Source organism: Diaphorobacter sp. HDW4A, from assembly GCF_011305995.1.
Taxonomy (GTDB): domain Bacteria; phylum Pseudomonadota; class Gammaproteobacteria; order Burkholderiales; family Burkholderiaceae_C; genus Diaphorobacter_A.
Map to the genome: position 1 here is coordinate 601,239 of NZ_CP049910.1, position 18,494 is coordinate 619,732.

The 18,494-nt window shown below is 66.0% G+C and carries 17 protein-coding genes; 15 read left to right on the plus strand and 2 right to left on the minus strand.

The annotated features are described in order from the left end of the window. Positions 1 to 176: 176 nt before the first annotated feature. The 9 genes from G7047_RS02600 to G7047_RS02640 all read left to right on the plus strand — a co-directional run bounded on the left by G7047_RS02600 (position 177) and on the right by G7047_RS02640 (position 9,280). Complete coding sequence (locus G7047_RS02600; RefSeq protein ID WP_166300442.1) at positions 177 to 1,838, plus strand: cyclic peptide export ABC transporter; 1,662 nt, start codon at positions 177 to 179, stop codon at positions 1,836 to 1,838. Further along, entirely contained in the window at positions 1,835 to 3,196 is a 1,362-nt protein-coding gene (locus G7047_RS02605) for a PepSY domain-containing protein (RefSeq protein WP_166300445.1), read from the plus strand. The genes G7047_RS02600 and G7047_RS02605 overlap by 4 nt, the downstream gene beginning before the upstream one ends. Before the next feature lie 112 nt (positions 3,197 to 3,308). Then, positions 3,309 to 5,480: a carbohydrate binding family 9 domain-containing protein gene (locus G7047_RS02610; protein ID WP_205904701.1), complete on the plus strand. Its 2,172-nt coding sequence runs from the start codon at positions 3,309 to 3,311 to the stop codon at positions 5,478 to 5,480. 10 nt (positions 5,481 to 5,490) lie between these two features. Further along, positions 5,491 to 6,309, plus strand: coding sequence for an energy transducer TonB (locus tag G7047_RS02615; RefSeq protein ID WP_205904702.1), 819 nt, complete (start codon positions 5,491 to 5,493; stop codon positions 6,307 to 6,309). Between the two features lie 49 nt (positions 6,310 to 6,358). Next, positions 6,359 to 7,096: a MotA/TolQ/ExbB proton channel family protein gene (locus G7047_RS02620; protein ID WP_166300447.1), complete on the plus strand. Its 738-nt coding sequence runs from the start codon at positions 6,359 to 6,361 to the stop codon at positions 7,094 to 7,096. 11 nt (positions 7,097 to 7,107) lie between these two features. Further along, positions 7,108 to 7,521, plus strand: coding sequence for a biopolymer transporter ExbD (locus tag G7047_RS02625; RefSeq protein WP_166300449.1), 414 nt, complete (start codon positions 7,108 to 7,110; stop codon positions 7,519 to 7,521). Between the two features lie 249 nt (positions 7,522 to 7,770). Further along, a complete protein-coding gene (gene fur, locus G7047_RS02630; RefSeq protein WP_166300451.1) occupies positions 7,771 to 8,217 on the plus strand; it encodes a ferric iron uptake transcriptional regulator in 447 nt (148 codons plus the stop codon). Between the two features lie 38 nt (positions 8,218 to 8,255). Beyond that, positions 8,256 to 8,735, plus strand: coding sequence for a pseudoazurin (locus G7047_RS02635; protein ID WP_166300453.1), 480 nt, complete (start codon positions 8,256 to 8,258; stop codon positions 8,733 to 8,735). 29 nt (positions 8,736 to 8,764) lie between these two features. After that, on the plus strand, positions 8,765 to 9,280 hold the full coding sequence (locus G7047_RS02640) for a hypothetical protein (protein WP_166300455.1): 516 nt from the start codon (positions 8,765 to 8,767) through the stop codon (positions 9,278 to 9,280). A gap of 113 nt (positions 9,281 to 9,393) precedes the next feature. Here the strand turns inward: G7047_RS02640 and G7047_RS02645 are convergent, their stop codons facing one another. Next, positions 9,394 to 10,320, minus strand: a complete 927-nt coding sequence (locus tag G7047_RS02645; protein WP_205904703.1) for an AraC family transcriptional regulator — start codon at positions 10,318 to 10,320, stop codon at positions 9,394 to 9,396. Positions 10,321 to 10,413: 93 nt separating this feature from the next. Between G7047_RS02645 and G7047_RS02650 the strand changes: the two genes are divergently transcribed. Genes G7047_RS02650 through G7047_RS02665 form a run of 4 tightly spaced genes read left to right on the plus strand, consistent with a single transcriptional unit; the run spans position 10,414 to position 15,935 of the window. Next, positions 10,414 to 12,447 (plus strand): TonB-dependent receptor, encoded by a 2,034-nt coding sequence (locus G7047_RS02650; RefSeq protein ID WP_166300457.1) that lies wholly within the window; start codon positions 10,414 to 10,416, stop codon positions 12,445 to 12,447. Positions 12,448 to 12,466: 19 nt separating this feature from the next. Next, entirely contained in the window at positions 12,467 to 13,561 is a 1,095-nt protein-coding gene (locus G7047_RS02655; protein WP_166300459.1) for a methyltransferase, read from the plus strand. Next, positions 13,558 to 14,838 carry an MFS transporter gene (locus G7047_RS02660; protein WP_166300462.1) on the plus strand — a complete coding sequence of 427 codons (1,281 nt, stop codon included), beginning with the start codon at positions 13,558 to 13,560 and terminating at the stop codon, positions 14,836 to 14,838. The genes G7047_RS02655 and G7047_RS02660 overlap by 4 nt, the downstream gene beginning before the upstream one ends. After that, entirely contained in the window at positions 14,835 to 15,935 is a 1,101-nt protein-coding gene (locus tag G7047_RS02665) for a saccharopine dehydrogenase NADP-binding domain-containing protein (RefSeq protein ID WP_166300464.1), read from the plus strand. Before G7047_RS02660 ends, G7047_RS02665 begins: the two co-directional genes overlap by 4 nt. A 73-nt stretch (positions 15,936 to 16,008) precedes the next feature. Here G7047_RS02665 and G7047_RS02670 read toward each other — a convergent pair whose 3' ends face one another. Then, positions 16,009 to 16,509, minus strand: coding sequence for a DUF3016 domain-containing protein (locus tag G7047_RS02670; protein WP_240939348.1), 501 nt, complete (start codon positions 16,507 to 16,509; stop codon positions 16,009 to 16,011). Positions 16,510 to 16,667: 158 nt separating this feature from the next. Here G7047_RS02670 and G7047_RS02675 point away from each other — a divergent pair, with 158 nt between their 5' ends. Both G7047_RS02675 and G7047_RS02680 read left to right on the plus strand, forming a co-directional pair. Beyond that, positions 16,668 to 17,873, plus strand: a complete 1,206-nt coding sequence (locus G7047_RS02675) for a DUF1173 family protein (RefSeq protein WP_205904704.1) — start codon at positions 16,668 to 16,670, stop codon at positions 17,871 to 17,873. 104 nt (positions 17,874 to 17,977) lie between these two features. Then, positions 17,978 to 18,484, plus strand: a complete 507-nt coding sequence (locus G7047_RS02680; RefSeq protein WP_166300468.1) for a hypothetical protein — start codon at positions 17,978 to 17,980, stop codon at positions 18,482 to 18,484. Positions 18,485 to 18,494: the final 10 nt, after the last annotated feature.

An 18,494-nucleotide genomic window follows, 5' to 3' on the forward strand; every position in this document is an offset into this window, starting at 1 on the left:
AGGCAACTTGGGGATGGATCTGATAGAGATGTCTCATGCACCCATGACGTTCTGGCCGGGTGGATGTTCAGCTAAACAAATGAGCATGCTGCTCGTCTTCGTGTTGTTGGCTCCAGAACGCGCGGTTACGCGAGCTGTTTCCGCCGCCCTTCCATTTCTTCTCAAGGTGAACCGGTTTGCTTAGCTATCTGATTCAACAGTCGCGCAAGCTGCTGATCGCCGCGGCGTTGGCCAGTGTTACCAGCGGTGCATGCAGCGTGCTGCTCCTCACGCAGATCAACGCGGCCTTGACGGCGACGTCTTCGGCGGAGCACATGATGTTGGCGTGGCGTTTTGCGGCCTTCGCGGTGGCAGCGATGTTGAGCCAGATGGTGGCGTCGGTGCTGTTTGAGCGCTTGAACCAGCGTGCCCATGCCGACCTGCGGCGCTTCATTTCCGCGCGGGTGATCGCGGCAGACTTTCGCCGGCTGGAGGAGATCGGCGGCCCGAAGGTGCAGTCGGCCCTGTCGGAGCACAGCACGCAGGTGGCCGAGTTCTTCGTGAGCTTCCCGACGATCCTGGTCAACGCCATCATCGTGTCGGGATGCCTGGTCTACATGGCGTGGCTCTCCTGGCAGATCTTCCTCGCGGCTGTGCTGGTCATCGGGCTGGGCTCGCTGGGTTACCACTTGGCGCACCTGCGGGCGATCCGCCACCTGGACGTGGCATCCAAGGAGCAGGATCGCCTGTTCGACCACTTCCGCTCGCTGATGGAGGGGGCCAAGGAACTGCGTCTGCATGCTGCGAAGCGCCGTCGATTCTCTGATGATGTGCTGGGTGGCTCGATCGAGACGGTGCGGCGAGAACGCGCGTTCGGCATGTCGGTGTTCCTGGTGTCCTCCGCCTGGGGCAACTTCCTGATCTACGGCTTCATCGGGCTGGTGCTGTTCGTGCTCGTGGGCGACGTGCCCGAGCGGGGGCGCATCATGACCGGCTTCGCGCTGGTCTTTGTGTACATGGTGGCGCCGCTGGAGAACCTGCTGATCGCGTTGCCGCGCGCCAATCTGGCCAAGGTTTCCGGTGCCCGCATCGATGAAATTACGCAGCAGCTGGAGCACACCGAGCGCGATGCCGCGTCCGAGACTCCATCTGGCTTGGAGAGCGCCGTGCTGCAGGGGGTCAGTCACCGTTACTACCATGAAGGTGTGGACGATCTGTTCACCCTGGGGCCCGTCGATCTGACCTTCTCACCCGGGCAAATCACTTATCTGGTGGGGGGTAACGGCAGCGGCAAGACCTCGCTGGCCAAGCTGCTGGTGGGCCTGTACCGGCCGGAGCAGGGCGCCATCCTGATCAACGGCGAGCCGGTCGGCGACGCAAACCGCGATCGCTACCGCCAGAGCTTCTCGGCAATCTTTTCGGACTTCCACCTGTTCGAGCAAATGCTTGATGCTGCATCGGCCGAACTGGATGCGCAAGGCAACGCCTTGCTGGAGAAGCTCCACCTGCAGCACAAGGTGCAGGTGCGCAACGGGGCCTTCACGACGCGGGCCTTGTCCCAGGGGCAACGCAAGCGGCTGGCCCTGGTGGTCGCCTATCTCGAAGATCGGCCCTTCCTGGTGTTCGACGAATGGGCCGCGGACCAGGATCCGGTGTTCAAGGATGTGTTCTACCGGGAGCTGCTGCCTGAGCTGAAGATCAAGGGCAAGGCGGTATTGGTGATCTCGCACGACGACCGCTATTTCCATCTGGCCGATCGCCTGATCCGCATGGAGAACGGACAGGTCGTGGCCATCGAGACGCCTGCCGAACGCACACTGCAGAAGTCACCGGCTGCGAATCTGACCGCCGTGTCATGACGATTGGGCGGATTGGAGTCGCTCGTCTGCGTTGGGGCATCGATCGTCCTTTGCTCGTGCTGGTGCACCGCTGGGTTGGGCTGGTCATGGCGGGTTTTCTGCTGGTCGCCGGGCTGACGGGGGCGCTGCTGGCCTGGAACGAGGAGTTGGAAGCGGCCATCAGCCCGCAACTGTTTCGCGTGATGCCACCGGCACCCGATGCCGCGCCCATGGATCCGCTGGTGTTGCGGGAGAGGGTGCAGGCAGCCTATCCGCAGGCATTGGTGGCCTATGCCCCGCTGGCGGTTGAACCGGGGCACGCGCTGGTGCTGCGCGTGTTCGCGCTGCCGGACCCGGCCACGGGCATCGCGCCCGATCTGCCCAACAACCAGGTCTTCGTAGATCCGTATACCGGCCGCGTGCTGGGCGAGCGCAACTGGGGCGACATCTCCCAGGGCTTTAAGAACCTGATGCCCTTCATCTACCGGCTGCACTACCAACTCGCACTGGGTGTGGTGGGCAGCTATGCCTTTGGTGTCATCGCGCTGCTGTGGACGCTGGATTGTTTCGTCGGTGCGTACCTCACCTTTCCGGCTCCGGTGCGCAAGGGGCCCAAATCGAACTCCGCGGCAAAGACCGGCGGCAAGCCCTGGCTGACGCGCTGGTGGCCTTCGTGGAGAGTTCGCTGGACGGGTGGCAGCTACAAGGTCAATTTCGATCTGCATCGCGCGGGCGGCCTGTGGATGTGGGCCATGCTGTTCGTGCTGGCCTGGAGCAGCGTGGCCTTCAACCTCTCCGAGGTGTACGACCCGGTGATGAGAGCCGTCTTCAGGCACCAGCCCGACGGTGGCACCTTGCAAGCGCTGCCCGCGCCGAAGATCGATCCCGCCATCGGCTGGCACAAAGCGCGCGAACTGGGCCGCCGGCTGATGGCCGAGCAGGCCCGGGTGCAGGGCTTCACCATCCAGCGCGAGGATGCGCTGATGCACGATCCGCGCAGTGGCCTCTATCGCTACAACGTGATCAGCAGCCGCGACGTCAGTCATCGTTGGGGTGGCTCCAGCGTGGTGTTCGATGCCGACACCGGCGCCCTGAAAAGCCTATGGCTGCCGACCGGCGTGGCCAGCGGCGACACCATCCGAACCTGGCTGACCAGCCTGCACATGGCGGCGGTGGGCGGCGTCGTGGCCGGTCTGCCGATGAAGCTGTTTATCTGCACCATGGGTCTGGTGGTGGCCATGCTGTCGGTTACCGGTGTGATCATCTGGTGGAAGAAGCGCCAGGGGCGTGCGCGTCTGGCGGCTCGGGATCTGGCGGATCGGCCCGCCGACGGTGCAGGGTTGCCCAAGAAGGCAGCCACGCAGGACAGGGCTGCGTGACCTCATGGGCAGACCATTCGGCACGCATTGCCCGGCCGGCTTTCGGCACCATGCGCCCACGGGTGGGCGCAGGTCTGGCCTTGTCCGCCGGGCAGCAGCCTTCGCCGTTGTATTGACCGTATCTTCGGTGATGGCATCGCAGGATTCCGTTCCTCCAGCGCCGACACGTTTGGCCGCTGCCGTGCGTCTGCCTGCGACGACGCCCGCTGGCGATCCAGTGTCATCACTGGCTGATGCGGCACCGATCGGCGGCTTCGTCCAGGTGGCTCCCGTGTCTGGGGGTGCCCCCACTCGCCGAACCGAATTGCGCATGGCTCACGACGGCAAGGCTTTGCACATCCACGTGCATGCCTACGACCCCGAGCCCTCTGCCATCGTGGCGCAGCAGATGCGCCGGGACGTGGAGGGCATGCTCACCGAAGACCAGGTAACGCTGGTGTTCGACCCCGATGGGGACGGCCGCAACGGCTACCTCTTCGCCGTCAATGCCAACGGTGCCCAGTTCGACGCCCTGATCTTCGACGGCGGCCAGATGCGTTTCGACTGGGATGCGCTGTGGCGCAGCGAGGCGCGCATCGAGGCCGATGGTTGGAGTGCCGACATCACGATCCCCCTGTCGGTGTTCGGGCGCGGGCGCCGAGTCAGCGGGGACGAGGTGCGCAACTGGCGCGTCAATGCCGAGCGCTGGATGCCGCGGGGCAGCGAGCGTGTGCGGCTGGCCGGCATCCAGCCCGACAAGGAGGTGTACTCCCTGGGCGACGCCCTGCCCATGCCGGCTGTCGTTGCCGAGGACCAGGACGGATGGGGGCTGCGCCTGAAGACATCCTTGCGCGCCACCAGCGAGTCGGCCGCCGCGTCGGGTACCGGCCGGGCGCGGCAGCGCCTGGAGCCCGGCCTGGAAGTGTTTCACGAGAGTCCCTCGGGGCTGCGCACGACTGCCGCGTTGAACATCGATTTCGGTGAAGCCGAAGCAGATGAGCGCACCGTCAACCTCACGCGCTTCGAACTCTTTCGCCCCGAGAAACGCGAGTTTTTTTTGCAAGACGCGGGGCGTTTCACCTTCGGTGGATTGGTGGAGAGCGCCGTCATCCCGTACTACTCGCGCCGGGTCGGGCTGGACGCGACCGGGCGAAGGCGCAGCCTGGATGCCGGTCTCAAGTTCTCGGGCCAGCTCGCCGGGACTGACTTTGGCCTGTTCGGCGCACGCGTGGCGGGAGGGCCGACGGAGCCCGGCGAGCCCAATCAACGCGCCGCCGAAGTGGCGGTGTTGCGCGTCGCGCGTCCGCTGGACAGCCGCAGCCGCGTAGGACTGATGGCCACCCGCGGCAACCCTGAAGGTACCTCAGGCAGCAGCCTGTGGGGTGTGGACTACCAGTTCCGGGACACCAACTGGGCGCCGCCGGGCGGGGAGGGGGGCAAGACCCTGGAGACGCATGCCTGGATGCTGGAATCGAGCAATGCCGGGTTGGGCAACGGCCGCTCCTGGGGCGCCAGCGTGAAGTATCCCAACGTGGGTCTCACCGGCAATGCCGAAGTGCAGCACATCGATGCACGCTTCAATCCGGCCCTCGGCTACCTCGCCGAAGCCGGCGTGACGCGAGGGCAGGGCGAATTGGGGTGGTGGCATCGCACGCGCAGGGGCGAGAGCATCATCCCCGAACTCGACTGGAGTTTTCGGCGCAAGCAAGACGGCAGCGAGCACTCGTGGCTGTTGAATCCCGAGCTGGGTTACATCAATGCGGCGGGCGATACGGCGATGGTCGAAGTGTTCTTTGAGGGCGACCAACTGGCCTCTGCCTACACCCCGGTGCCCGGTGTCACCGTGCAGCCCGGCAGCTACGGCTGGCACTACCTGTTCGGCTACCTTGAGACTTCGGCGTCCCGCCCGGTTTCGGCACATGCGGAGTTGCGCAGCGGCGGGTACTACGACGGCCACCGTGACGACCAGGTCCTGCAACTGGCCTGGAAACCCAGTCCGTACTGGGGCTGGCGGGCCGGCCTGGCCAGGAACGCGATTCGCCTGCCGGCGGGCAGCTTCACCGTTCGTACGGCCACCTTGCGACTCGATCACACGCCCAACACGCGCCTGGCGCAGAGCCTGCTGCTGCAGTGGGACAACGTGTCGAACGAAGTGGGTGTCAGCGCGCGCCTGCGCTGGTTGCTGGCATCCGATCGGGAGCTCATTTTCTCACTCGACCGTCTGGGCTACACGGGAGCGCAACGCGATCTGCTTCCCAACCAGACCCGCGCCATGCTCAAGCTGGTGTGGAACCTGGAGCGTTGAGGGGATGAGCATGGCACCACTCTTTCTGCGAAATCTCTCCCCTGTGGCTGAGGGGCCCTGCGGCGTTCGCCCTGCGTCCGACATCGAACTCGAACCCATCATCAAAGACAAGACCGAACGAAAGGGCGCCCGTGTGACGCGATCCTCCCCATCATTCCACGCTGAACATTGGCATCGCCTGGCCTGGGAACACGGCGCGCCACTCGTCCTGATCTGTACCGCACATCTGGCCGCGCTGTGGTGGTTGACGACCACGCTGAACCGCAGCCCGGTGCTGACCACGCCGCCAGCGGTAGTGGGGGTGCTGGTATCGGCGCCTGCCGCGACGGTCGAGCCCAAGCCGCTACCGATGGCGCAGCAGCCTCGGCCCACGCCAGTGCCGCGCCGACGGCCGACGCCGCTGCCCCCGAAAGCCCCACCCTCGGAACGTGCTGTGGCGGCATCGCCGCCCGAGCCAGCCGCCCAGCCGCAGGCGGCAACTGCGGCTGTTGCGCAGGCGGCGCCACCTGCCGCCGCTCCTGAGGCCAAACAACCCGCCGCGCCCGTCACGCCACCACGCGCGGACGCGGCCATGCTCAACAACCCCGCCCCGGCATACCCGGCGCAGTCGCGCCGCCTGCACGAAGAGGGCCGCGTGCTGTTCGATGTGTACATCCTGCCTAACGGCAGCGTTGGTCAGATCAAGCTCAAACGCAGCAGCGGCTTCCCGCGGCTGGACGATGCGGCGCTGGAGGCGATCCGCCGCTGGCGCTACGTCCCCGCCAAGCGGGGCGATGAGCCCATTCCGTACTGGTACGTGCAGCCGCTCGATTTCCAGTTGGATTCGTAGGCGCGGCATCCGAAATGCATTCCCTGTTCCCCAAGAAAGGACTCACTCCATGACCAACAACCCATATGGCATTGCCGCGCTGTGGAGCGGCGGCGATCCGGTGATCCGTACCGTGGCTGTTTTGCTGCTGCTGATGTCGATCGCCTCATGGTTCATCATCGTCACGCGCGTCTGGCGTGTGGTGAAGTTGCGCCGTTCGGCCCGCGCCTCGGCCGACTTCTGGCATGCGCACAGCTTCGGCGAGGGGCTGCACATGCTCGGTGGTGATGCGGAGGGCAATCCGTTTCGCCACCTGGCCGAAGAGGGCAAGGCCGCCATCGACCACCACGCCAGCAATCGGGAAGACCTGCACGGTCAAATCAGTCTGGCCGAATGGCTGACCGAGAGCCTGCGTGGTGCCATCGACGAGAGCGCCGAGCGCCTGCAAAGTGGCCTGTCGGTGCTGGCTTCGGTAGGGGCCACCGCGCCCTTTGTCGGCCTGTTTGGCACCGTGTGGGGCATCTACCATGCGCTGGTGGGCATCGGCGTGGCAGGACAGGCCAGCATCGACAAGGTGGCCGGCCCGGTGGGCGAGGCGCTGATCATGACGGCCTTTGGTCTGGCCGTCGCCATCCCCGCCGTGCTGGGCTACAACGCGCTGATGCGGGTCAACAAGGGCATGCTGGGCAGGCTCAACCGATTCGCTCGGCAACTGCACGCCTACTTTCTGACCGGCGCACCGGTGGCGCGCGGCAATGGGGCCGGCAACGGCAAGGCCGTGCCCGCACGCGCCCTGGCCCAGGCTTGAGGAGTACCGCCATGGCCTTTGGAAGCGGACTCGACAGCAGCGACGACATGGTCAGCGAGATCAACATGACGCCGCTGGTGGACGTGATGCTGGTGCTGCTCATTATCTTCATCATCACGGTGCCGGTGCTCACGCATTCGGTGAAGCTGGATCTGCCGCGTGCGGACAATACTCCCAACCTTGTCAAACCCGAGAGCGTGAATGTCTCAGTCACCGCCGACGGAGCGCTGCACTGGAACGACGACACCATCAATGAGGCGCAACTGACCTCACGCCTTGAAGCGGCCGCCACGCAGCAGCCTCAGCCTGAAATCTTCATTCGCGGCGATCGCAAGGTGGACTACGAGCGCGTCGTGAAGGTGATGGCGGCTGTGCAGAAGGCCGGGGTGTTGAAGCTGGGCTTCGTCACCGAGCCGGGGGGCTGAGCAAGGTATTGCCGCGGTGCTTACCGGGCATGCAGTGATAGCTGGCTTCTGCCCCCACCGGGTTCTTGCCGACCTGATCTGTGCAAATTGGGTGCGGACGGGGTTCCAAAGAGAGTTGAGTGGAAAGACCGCTCGAGCTAAACAAACTCACGGATTGGACGTCCTGGTTGACAGAGTGGTGGGCTGCCATGAGCGATGGTCGCGAAGGCCTGTGGAGCGAGATCGTATTCAACAAATCGGTATCTGTGTATGAGGACCATTGAGGGGACGGACAACCAGGATCTGAAAAGTGTCGGCCTGAAGGTAACCCTGCCGCGTCGCCTCGTTATGGAGATCTTCCGCACTGGTAGCGAACGTCATCTGTCCGTTGAAGATGTCTTTCGGCGGCTGGTCCAGCAAGGGAGCGACGTGGGGTTGGGCACCGTGTATCGGGTGGTGTCACAACTCGAGTCGGCCGGCCTGTTGTCCCGCAACGTTTTCGAGTCGGGCAAGACACTCTACGAAGTCAACGAGGGCGGCGACCACGATCACTTGGTCTGCCTCGGGTGCGGTCGGGTGGACGAGTTTCGCAACGAAGCGATAGAGGGGCTGCTGCTGGATGTGGCTGCGACCCATGCGTACAAGCTCAGCCGTCACAGGCTGGTTCTCTACGGCTACTGCCCGGATTGCGCCGGCATGCACCAGCCGGACCGATGAAGCGATTGAATTCCATTTGCCCGTGAAGGAGCTTTGCCATGTTTCTTGCTGTTTCCCACCGCTCTTCTGTTGCCCATCGCCCGAGCACTTTCCTGGGCGCGCTTCTGTTGCTGGCGGCCATGTCGTCGGCGCAAGCCTCGGACCACACCGTGAAAATGCTCAGCTCCGGCAAGGATGGGGCCATGGTGTTTGAACCCGCCTTCGTCAAGGTGGCGGTGGGTGACACGGTCATCTTCACTCCGACCGAGAAGGCGGCTCATAACAGCGCTTCGCTGCTGGTGCCGGCGGGCGCGACCGGCTGGAAGAGTGACCCGGACAAGGAGTTCAAGGTCAAGATCGAGAAGGAGGGCGTCTACCTCTACGCCTGCCAGCCACACAAGATGATGGGTATGGTCGGTGTGATCCAGGCTGGTAAGCCGGTCAATCTGGCCGATGCCAAGGCCGCAGCGGCGAAGGAGCAGGCGACCTTTGCCATGGGCAAGGACCGCTTTGACAAGGCGTTGGCCCAGGCCAAGTGATCCCGGCCTGGTGATCGTTGAGGCAACCCGTGAGTTCTCCGGAATTTGCTCCCCAACCCCATCCTGGGCCGGTACAGATTTGGGAGGAGCTCGCCCGCCAGAGCAAGGATCTGTTCCGCCGCGGCGAGTTGTTGCGGGCACTCGCCGTTTGCGAGGCGGCGCGGGTCTTCGCGCTCGCGCACTTCAACCAGTGGCCGACTCCCGACGATGCACTGGCCGCTGCCATGGTGAGCCATTTCAATCTCGCCGACACGCAGGCCCGTGCCGGCTGGCTGCCCGAAGCCTCGGCGACCCTGTGTCATGCGCACGGCAGCCTGCTGGCGGTCATCAACGACGCGCAGGCGCATCCCGGGCTGCGCCAGGCCGCATCGCGCCACATGCACCGCTCGCTTCTCGCGCTGGCGCAGTTTCAGTCGGCTCATGGTGAGCGCAGGGAGATTGCCCAACTGCTGCGCCAGCACGGCCAAGCCATCAGCGCAACTCGGGCTGAACGCGATCATGGCGGCGAAGCCGAAACGACCGAAGTTCCACGTGTTCTGCATTGACCCTGATCCAGTCCACCCGCTATGAAAGGAATCAAGACATGTGCATGACTTTGGCATGATCTTGACGAGGCTTCTTCGCGTTGTGCTGGGGAGGGTCCTCCCGCTCGGGGATGTCAACCCGGGCTCACCGACTTGGGCACCTGCCCGAAGTAGCGCGCAAAGGCCGCACTGAAGCTGGCCGGGTGCCTGTAACCGACCGCGTAGGCGGCCTGCGCTACCTGACAGCCGGACTGCAGCAGCGTTCGTGCTCGCCGCATGCGCAGTTCAAACAGGAACTGGTGCGGCGTGGCGCCGTAGAGCTCACGAAACCCCTGCTTGAATTTGCACTCGTTGAGCCCGACGGTGACGCTGAGGTACGGAATCGTCAGCGCGCGATCCATCTGGGTGTGCATCAGATCGCGGGCTCGGGAGAGTTTTTCCACGTCGGCTGCGCTCAGGCGCAGGGATGAGGTGCTCGGCACCGATGCTGGCATGAGTGGGCGCAGGTGTTCGGCCGCCAGGGTCAGGGCGGCGATGTGCCGATCCACGGGCGTTGCCGCTTCGGGCGACAGCAGCGGATGGAGCAGAGTGCGGCACCAGGCCGTCGTCGGGTGCTCACCCAGCAGACGAATTCCCTTGCGACTGGCCAAGTGCGTCATGGCCGCCTCGCCGAGGTAGCGCGAGAGCGCGTTGCCGTTGAGCACCAGCCTGAGCTGGCGAACCGCCGTCTCCGCCCGAAAGTGCCGCTCGCCGCGCGTGTGAGCAAAGGCCGCGAGGGTGGTGCGTCCGGCGCCAAAGCGCAGGCTGGCGCCATCCTCGGCCACGAAGCCGGACTCGCCCGACAAGCCGTACGTGATCACCAGTGTCGGCCCTGCCTCGTTCTGGGTGGATGCCTCGGCGAGGTCCCGCGTCGGTTGGTAGTGCGAGCGAACCACCGTCAGCCCATCGTCGAGTGTGGCGCGGTCGATCCAGCAGCCGTTGCCTGAGATGGGAAGGCGGCCTGTCGTCCCCACGGCGCGCGCCTCTTCAACCTTCGTGCCCAACCTCGCTCCCGTTTGCATACGAAACCCTCCCGATTGCCATCGAAATTACATGAGAACAATTCTCATTGCTTCTTAGCATGGAAGTCGTCTGATACTCAAGGAGAACGACTCATGCCCACCCTCTACTTGCGGGCAAGCGGGCTGCTGCCGCTGATGGTGACAGCCCTGTCGGCGACGGCGCAGCAGGCACCTGAGCCGCAGCGGGAGCAGGAACGGGAGCACGTGCTGCCGGCTGTCACCGTTACGGTGAACAAGCAGTCTCAAACGCTCGAGCGTGTGCCCGCCAGCGTGTCCGTCTTCGACGGTGAGCAGCTCGAAGCCGACGGTGTGCGCGGTCTGGAGGGCGTGGCGGCGATCACCCCGGGTTTTGCGTTCCAGACCATGGGGCAGTCGGGCGCACAGCCGCCGGTGATGCGCGGGCTGTCGGCCAACGTCACCTCGTTTTCGTCATCGACCGCGCTGGTGGTGGATGGCGTGGCGACGCTGCGCGGGCTGGGCTTCGACGACGCCTTGCTGGGAGTAGAACGCGTGGAGGTGCTGCGCGGCCCTCAGTCGACGCTCTATGGACGCAATGCCGAGGCCGGTGTGGTGAACATCGTCACCCGTCGACCGGGCAATGAACCGCATGCCGCCGTCTCGCTCGACCTGGGCAGCCGCAACAAGCAGGCCCTGCGCTTCGATGCGAGCCGGGCCCTGGTGGACAACACGCTCTTCCTGGGCGTGGCCGGCGAATTCGCTCGGCAGGACGGTTTCATCGACAACACCTACTCTGGCCGCAAGGAGGATGACCGCGAGCGCAAGGGCGGCCGCGTGGCCTTGCGCTGGACGCCGAGCGCCCGGACCGATGCCACGCTGCGGCTGAACCAACGTGAGTACGACGACGGTGGTTCGCTGTGGGGGCCGACGGGCGGTGCACGAGAGAGGGTGCGCTCCGGAACCGAGAGCTGGAACCGATCCCAGGCCCGTTCGGCGTCGCTGGATGTCTCCCATGAGCTGGCCGACGACCTGCGCTTGCGCTCGATCACGGCACACAACGAGTACTTCGACCGCATTCTTCAGGACACCGACTTCCAGCCGGCCGATCTCCTGCACCTGGGGCGCGATTACCACTTCAAGACCGTGTCGCAGGAGCTGCGCCTGGAGGGCAAGGCCGGTGAGGCGCGCTGGCTCGCCGGCGTCTACCTCGACCGCGAAGACAACGCCTTGAACTTCGAGCAGAAGACGCCGTTCGCACTGGCGCGCACGCGGTCGACGCAGAAGGGGGACTCCACTGCCGTCTTCACCCACTGGGACGTGCCGCTGACGGCGCTGGGGTTGGCGCTGTGGTCCATCCAGGCCGGCCTGCGCGTCGAGCGCGACGAGATGCGCTTTGCACTGGCCGGCGGCAGCGAGCAGACGCGGAGCTGGACGCATGCCAGCCCCAAGCTCGCGCTGCAATACCAGTGGCAGCCTGCGGCGCAACTCTACGCCAGCGTGTCCGACGGGTTTCGTGCGGGGGGATTCAATGCCTTCGCGCCGGAAACCCATCGCCGCTATGAGCCTGAGAAGGTGCGTGCCTTCGAACTGGGCGCCAAGGGCCACCTCTTGAACCGGCGCCTGCGCTACAGCGCGGCCGTCTACCGCATGGACATCGACGACATGCAGGTGCAGCAGATGGGCTCGGTGGCCGGGCAGGTGTTCATGACCAACGCCGCCTCGGCCCGCTCGACCGGCGCCGAGGCCGAATTGCGCTGGCTGGTCGGCAGCGGCTGGCAGGCGCAGATGGGGCTGGGGCTCAACCACACGCGCTTCCGAGAGTTTCGCGACGGCGCCAACGACCACGCCGGCAAGCGCAACCCCTTTGCGCCCGACATCAACGGCCATCTCGGCGTGCGCTACGACGCGCCCTCGGGCTGGTTTGCGCAGGCCCAGGCCGCCGGCGCCGGCAAGGTCTACGTCGACGCGGCCAACACGGCGGCCAACAAGCGGTCGGGGTATGCCGTCATCAACCTGTCGGCCGGCTATGCGTGGACCCGCACCGAACTGACGGCCTACGTCAACAACGCTGCCGACAAGCACTACGACGTGATCGGGTTCCCCGCGAGCACGATCACGATCTACAGCCCACCCCGCGAAGCCGGGCTGCGCCTGACCTTCCGTCTTTGATCGACAGGGAGCCGATCTCATGAATCTCGAACAAACACATGAGCTGCGCCGCTGGTGGGATCTGGCGGTCGCTCCCGTGCAGGCCGAGGGCCTGCGGCTTGCCGTCGAACTCGGCGTGCTGGATGCGCTCTTCGAGCCGGCCGGCGCCGCGACGCTGGCGCAGCGCCTGCAACTGCACCCCGTCGGCACCGCCCATCTGCTGGAACTCCTGTGGAGCATGGGGGTGCTGGAGCGCGAAGGCCATGGCCGCGACCACGACGAAGGCCAGGTCGATGACGACGGCGCCACCGATGACAAGCCGACCTATCGCCTTGAAGCGGGCGTGCGGACCTATCTTGGCCACGGCTCGGAGCTGTCCTGCGCCAAGGCCTGGCTGTTCCGGCTGCGGTCCATGCGCGGGTTCGTCGACAGCCTCGGTGAGCATGTCCGCCACGGTCCGGGCGTGCCGAAGCTCCCGCTTTCGGCTGACCACGGCCCCTCCGGTGGCGCAGCGCAGTGGGCGGCCGCCGCGCGGGTGCAGATCGCGCAGGAGCAGCGTGCGGTGACCGCGCCGGCCGCCGTCGAGGTGATGGCGCGCCTGCCGGAGTTTCAGCGGGCGCAGCGCCTGCTCGATCTGGGTGGCGGCCCGGGTCTGGTGGCCATCGCGCTGGCCGAGCGGCGCCCGGACCTTCAGGGCGTCGTGTTTGACTTCCCCGAGACGGTCGCCGTGGCGGCCGAGAACATCATGGCACGGGGGCTTGGCCACCGGCTGTCCACGCGCGGCGGCAGCCTGGCCGCGGACGACATCGGGTCGGACCACGACCTGATCTGGTGCTCATCGGTGCTGCATTTTGTGCCGGACATCGAATCCGCCCTGCGCAAGATCCTCGCCGCCCTTCGACCGGGTGGCGTGCTGGTGGCGGTGCATGCGGAACTGCCCGAGGAGCAGGGTGGAGCGCGCAGCGTGGTGCCGTGGTACCTGCCGCTGCGCATGCTCGGGCGGCACGTGACGCATGAGGGGGAGCTGGCTGCGGCCATGGCGCGTGTCGGCTTCGTGCGCATCGAGCAATTCGCGTCCGGTCAGTTTCCCATGGCCGTGCAGCAGGTCGTCGTGGCGCGGCGCGAGGTGCCATGAACGGTACGCTGCGTCCTGGCGTCCAGCAGCTGCTGTTTGGTTGGGTGAACTTTGCGTTGACGGCGCCCGCCATCTACCTCTGGCTGGGCCTGCCATTGATCATGCGGCAACAGGGTTGGTCGGGTACGGAGATCGGTGTCTTTCAACTCGCCGGTCTGCCCGCTGTGTTCAAGGCGCTGCTGGCGATTCCGGTGGAGCGCTGGCTGCTCCGGCGGCGCTCTGCCTTGTCGTCGGATCCAGCGTTCGACCCGTCGAACAGGGTCTTGGCCTGGCAGCGCTGGGCTTGGCTGACGGGCGGCGGCTTCACGCTGTGCCTGCTGGCTCTGGCGGCAGTGGGTGAGGATGCCGGCAAGGGAACGCTCTTTGCGCTGGCCCTGCTGGCGGCCCTGCTGTCCACCTGGGCCGACATCCCGGTGCAGGCGCTGGCCATCGGGCTGCTGCCACCTCAGGCCCGGCCGCTGGCCGGCGGCATCCGCGCTGCGGCCACGTTTGCAGGTGCAGTCGTGGGCGGTGGCCTCATGCTGCTGCTCCAGCAGGCCAGGGGCTGGGCGCTTCCTTTCCTGATTCTGGCCGCAGCTGTGTCGAGCGCCTTGGTGATCGTCGCTGTGCTGGGCCGTGGATCCGCTCCATCGCCGCAGGCGATGTCTTCAGGGGCCGCCGTGTCGAGGCTGGCGCCCTGGCGTGTCTGGAGAGGCTTCTTTCAGCAGCCGGGGGCGCCGGCCTGGACGCTGCTGCTGGCCGGGCAGTTTCCTTTCGTCGCGGCCGCCTGGGTGTTCCTCAAACCGCTGCTGCTGGACCATGGACTGCCCGCTGCGCAGGTGGCGCTGGTCGCCGGTGTGGGGGGAGGGGCCTTGGGCGCTGGCGCCAGCCTCGCGGCAGGCTGGGTGCGGCGGGAGCGCCTGATGTCGATGGCGTGGCTGTCGGCGTGGGCCAATGTGCTGGCCCTCGGGTTGTTTGCCGCTGTCCTGGGTTTTCAGCTTGGCGTGGAGGCGCGTTGGGGACTGTTGGCGGGCAGCGCCGCGCTGGCCCTGGCGATGGGGCTGGCGTCTTCGCTCGCCTTTGCCTTGATGATGGAGTTCTCTCGCGATGCCTGCCGGGCCACCGACTACGGCCTGCAGGCCGGGCTGTTCGCGCTGAGCCGCGTGCTGGTGCCGCCCGTGGCGGGCCTGCTGCTTGACCGTTTTGGCGACGCGGCGATGTTGGGTGCACTGGCGGCGCTCGCGCTGTGCACGGCGCTGGCCGGACGCCGTCTGCGGCAAGGAGCGTCCACGTCATGACGAACAAGAGAGATGACGTGACGGTGGTCGCCGACCCGGCGGTACTGGTTGTCGGCGGCTATGGCGCGGTGGGGGGCGGCATCGTCCGCGCCCTGCTGCGCGACAGCCCCTGCCATGTGCTGGTCGCTGGACGCAGCCTGGAGCGGGCTCGCGCGTTCTGCCAGGCCCATGGCCCTCGGACGACGGCGGTTGCCTTGCGTGATGAGGATTTCTCGCTGATCGAGGTGTTGCCGCACCGAATCACCGTGGTGGTCAACTGCGTCGAAGAAGCGAGCCTGCGAATCGCCCCGCAGTGCCAGGCCGCCGGCGTTCACTACGTCGACGTCTCGGCCACGGCTTCGGTGCTGGATGCAGTGCAGACCCGATGGGCGCTGGGCGAAGGTCGGCGCTCCTGTGCGGTCCTGAGCGTCGGCGTCGCGCCGGGGCTCACCAATCTGCTGGTGCGCCAAGCCTGCGACCACCTGGGGCCGCTGCGGCACGTGGACGTCACGGTGCTGCTGGGTGCAGGCGAGGTCCACGGCCTGGCCGCCATCCGCTGGACGCTGGACCGTTTGGGCGCCGCGTTCACGCTCCAGACCCCAGCCGGTCCAAGAGCGGTTCGGGCCTTTGGCGATTCGCGGCCGGTGCGGCTCGCAGCGCCCTACGGCCGAAGAACCGCCTACCGCTTCGACTTCTCGGAGCAGCACACGCTGCCGCGTACCCTGGCTTTGCAGTCGGCCGCTGCCTGGCTGTGTTTCGATTCCCGGCTGGTGACGCAGGCCTTTGCCTGGATGGCGCGCCTGCGCGTTCGGCGGTGGCTGCCGCTGGACGGCTTGGCGAAGTCACTGGCCTGGGCGGCCGCGCATGCGCCGGTCGGCGGCAATGGATTCATGGTCCAGGTCGATGCCCTCAGCCAGGCTGGGGATCGCGCGAGTTGGGCCGTCGCCGGAGAGGGGGAGGCGGCATGCACGGCTGCGGTGGCCGCCTGGGTGGCTCGCACGCTGCTGGCTGGCCGTCTGACACCGGGCGCCCATCACATTGAGGAGGTGCTGACGTTGGACGAGGCGTTGGCGGGTTGCGCGCCAGTCCTTCGGCGGGTGGGGTTCGACCCGATGTAGGCGCTTCTCGCCGACTTGACAAGGCTCGGATTCGCCTGGATTGACCGCGTGGCTGCGCTTTGTCGCGGGTGCCTCAGCCACGGTGTTGCGGACAGAATCGCCGCTCGAACCACTCGGTGAGCATGGCCTTGTCGTACACCAGCGGATCGCCATCGGAGCGGACAAAGGCACTGCGAGACAGGTAGTCCATGTCCGAAACACGCTCCTGCTGTTCGGCGAGTACCTTGCCCTGAGCGTCCTTCCAGAGGTACTCGAGGTCCGCCCGCGGCCACGTGACACCGCGCATGATGCGCACATCGTACGTGCCAGGGCGCCACCACTCATGTCGGCCCGCCAGGTCGAGGTCGGTGATTCGGATGTCCAGCGTATGGCCCGCCGGCAGGCAGCGATCTCCCAGGGCCTGCAGGTGCCGCCTGATGGACTCAAGGTTGCGCTGGGAGCGCACGCCGTAGTCGCCCGCGTCGGCATAGTGCTCGGGATGGACGAACTGCACCCCGACGTCGGCTGCAGCAGGCGGCACGGGTGCCGACAAGGCTGCGACACAGCACAGCGCGCGGAACGTTCTGGTGGTCATGGTGAACCCTCGTATTGCTACAAGGTATTCGACTCCGTAGACCTTCATCTGGTTGCACCGCGCACACGGGGGCTGACATCGAAATCGGGCCGATAGAGCAGTGATTTTGGATGGCGTTCCTGCCTTGCTGGCGGCACGATGGGCTTTTCGAGACCTCCATGGACGCTCAGCGCTATTCCATCGCCGGACAGGTGTATGACGCTTTGGATCCTCGCTTGCAGGAGGTTCTGGCGCGCGTGCGCGAGGGGGTGGATCGGCCGCGTTGCCTGTGCGTGCCTGACGGTGTCGAGATGTACGTGGCGCGCCACCGGCAGTACGTCGTCAAGCGCATGCCGGGCACTGGTGGGCAGCATCATCCGCAGTGCCCGTCCTATGAGCCGGATGCCCAGCAGTCCGGGCTCGGCGAACTGATGGGGGAGGCCATCATCGAGACCCTGGCGGGCAGCGTCGAGTTGCGCGTGGATTTTCCGTGGGTGCGCGTCCTCGGACGGGGTGTCGCGCCGGGCGAGCCCCATGATCCGGGTGAGATCAACGTCCCGCGTCGCCGGATGAGCCTGCGCGCCTTGACGCACTTCCTTTTCGAACGGGCGGGCTTCAATCGCTGGTTGCCCGCCATGGCGGGCAAGCGCAACCAGGGTGTCATCTGCAAGCACTTGCTGGAGGCTGCGGCGGAGATGATCGTCAAGGGACAGCCGCTTTCTCAACGCCTTCATGTTCCCGAGCTCTTCAGCGAAGCTTCGAAAGCTGCGGCCGCCCAGCGCCGCCGCGATAAGCTCGCGGTCCTGCAACCTCGTGATGGCCATTCGCCGCTGGCGGTGGTTCTGGGCGAGTTCAAGACCTGCGAGGCGACAGCGTTCGGGCGTCGCGTGTGGATCAAGCACATGCCCGACGCGCCGCTGCTCATCGCCGACAAGACCTGGGAGCGCGCTCGGCGGGCCTATGCGGCGTACTTCGAGGTGCAGGACGCAGATGTGGGCTACCGGCCGCGCTTGGTGTTGACGGCCTTGATCCGTGCCAAACGTGAGCACGTCTATGAAGTGGATGCGTTGAGCTTGATGTTGACGACCGAACACTGGATTCCGGTGGAGGGCGCGCACGAAATTGAACTCATCCACGCCCTGGTGGAACAACAGCGGCGTTTCATCAAGCCCTTGGGTTACGACGCGAGGAGCACGGCGGGGTTTCCGAACGCACTGCTGACTGACACCGGCGCCGAGCCAGTCGCCCTTCACGTGGTCAGCGCGTTCGCCGAGGCAAAGGAACGTGCGGCCAAAATGCAGGTGATTGCGCGGATATCGCCGCCGCCCTGGACCTGGTGGACCGATCAGCCGATGCCGACATTGCCTGCTTGTGCGGTGTGCTGAACACGGCGTCCTCCGAGGGAGGAAAAGTTCGGGTACGGTACCCTACCTTTGGAGGAAATCGGGTACCATACCCGACGTTGGCGAACTCTGTTGAAAGGATGGCTATGCGACTGGTTCCGACCCCGGTGGCATCGAAGCTTACGGGCCTTTCGATAGAGAAGCTTCGCGAGTGGACCAGTCGACGTGCGCTGGTGCCGGCGGACGTGCGTCCGAAGACGAAAGGATCGCCTGCACAGTTCAGTTGGCAAACCATCCTCGTTCTTCGGCTGGCCGTGCTTCTTCGCGACCAGTTTGCTGTTGAGCTGCAGACGCATCAAGGCGCGTTCGCCCAGTTGCGCAAGGCACTGCGATCAACCTCTTTCATTGCGCTTTGGGGCCGGCGCTTGGCGTTGGCTCCCGGAGGCGCATGGTTCTTTCTGGATGATGGGTCGCTGCCGTCCGAAGCCGATGCCATCGTTGTTCGTCTCGATCCGCACCTTGCTGTCCTGCGGGACGGTTTTGCCTTGCCTGATGTGGCTGCTGGTCAACTCGATCTTTTCTCCTTGCCTGCCACGCGCGATACCCCGACGGTCAAGGCGGTGAGTCGCCCCCGCCAGAGGAGGTCGGCATGAGCCGCCAAGC

Excerpts from the sequence above, each read along its gene's own strand:
- G7047_RS02605 (WP_166300445.1), top strand. The coding sequence starts at position 1,835 with ATGACGATTGGGCGGATTGGAGTCGCTCGTCTGCGTTGGGGCATCGAT.
- G7047_RS02615 (WP_205904702.1), top strand. The coding sequence starts at position 5,491 with ATGGCACCACTCTTTCTGCGAAATCTCTCCCCTGTGGCTGAGGGGCCC.
- G7047_RS02620 (WP_166300447.1), top strand. The coding sequence starts at position 6,359 with ATGACCAACAACCCATATGGCATTGCCGCGCTGTGGAGCGGCGGCGAT.
- G7047_RS02625 (WP_166300449.1), top strand. The coding sequence starts at position 7,108 with ATGGCCTTTGGAAGCGGACTCGACAGCAGCGACGACATGGTCAGCGAG.
- fur (WP_166300451.1), top strand. The coding sequence starts at position 7,771 with ATGAGGACCATTGAGGGGACGGACAACCAGGATCTGAAAAGTGTCGGC.
- G7047_RS02635 (WP_166300453.1), top strand. The coding sequence starts at position 8,256 with ATGTTTCTTGCTGTTTCCCACCGCTCTTCTGTTGCCCATCGCCCGAGC.
- G7047_RS02645 (WP_205904703.1), bottom strand. The coding sequence starts at position 10,320 with ATGCAAACGGGAGCGAGGTTGGGCACGAAGGTTGAAGAGGCGCGCGCC.
- G7047_RS02650 (WP_166300457.1), top strand. The coding sequence starts at position 10,414 with ATGCCCACCCTCTACTTGCGGGCAAGCGGGCTGCTGCCGCTGATGGTG.
- G7047_RS02655 (WP_166300459.1), top strand. The coding sequence starts at position 12,467 with ATGAATCTCGAACAAACACATGAGCTGCGCCGCTGGTGGGATCTGGCG.
- G7047_RS02660 (WP_166300462.1), top strand. The coding sequence starts at position 13,558 with ATGAACGGTACGCTGCGTCCTGGCGTCCAGCAGCTGCTGTTTGGTTGG.
- G7047_RS02665 (WP_166300464.1), top strand. The coding sequence starts at position 14,835 with ATGACGAACAAGAGAGATGACGTGACGGTGGTCGCCGACCCGGCGGTA.
- G7047_RS02670 (WP_240939348.1), bottom strand. The coding sequence starts at position 16,509 with ATGACCACCAGAACGTTCCGCGCGCTGTGCTGTGTCGCAGCCTTGTCG.
- G7047_RS02675 (WP_205904704.1), top strand. The coding sequence starts at position 16,668 with ATGGACGCTCAGCGCTATTCCATCGCCGGACAGGTGTATGACGCTTTG.
- G7047_RS02680 (WP_166300468.1), top strand. The coding sequence starts at position 17,978 with ATGCGACTGGTTCCGACCCCGGTGGCATCGAAGCTTACGGGCCTTTCG.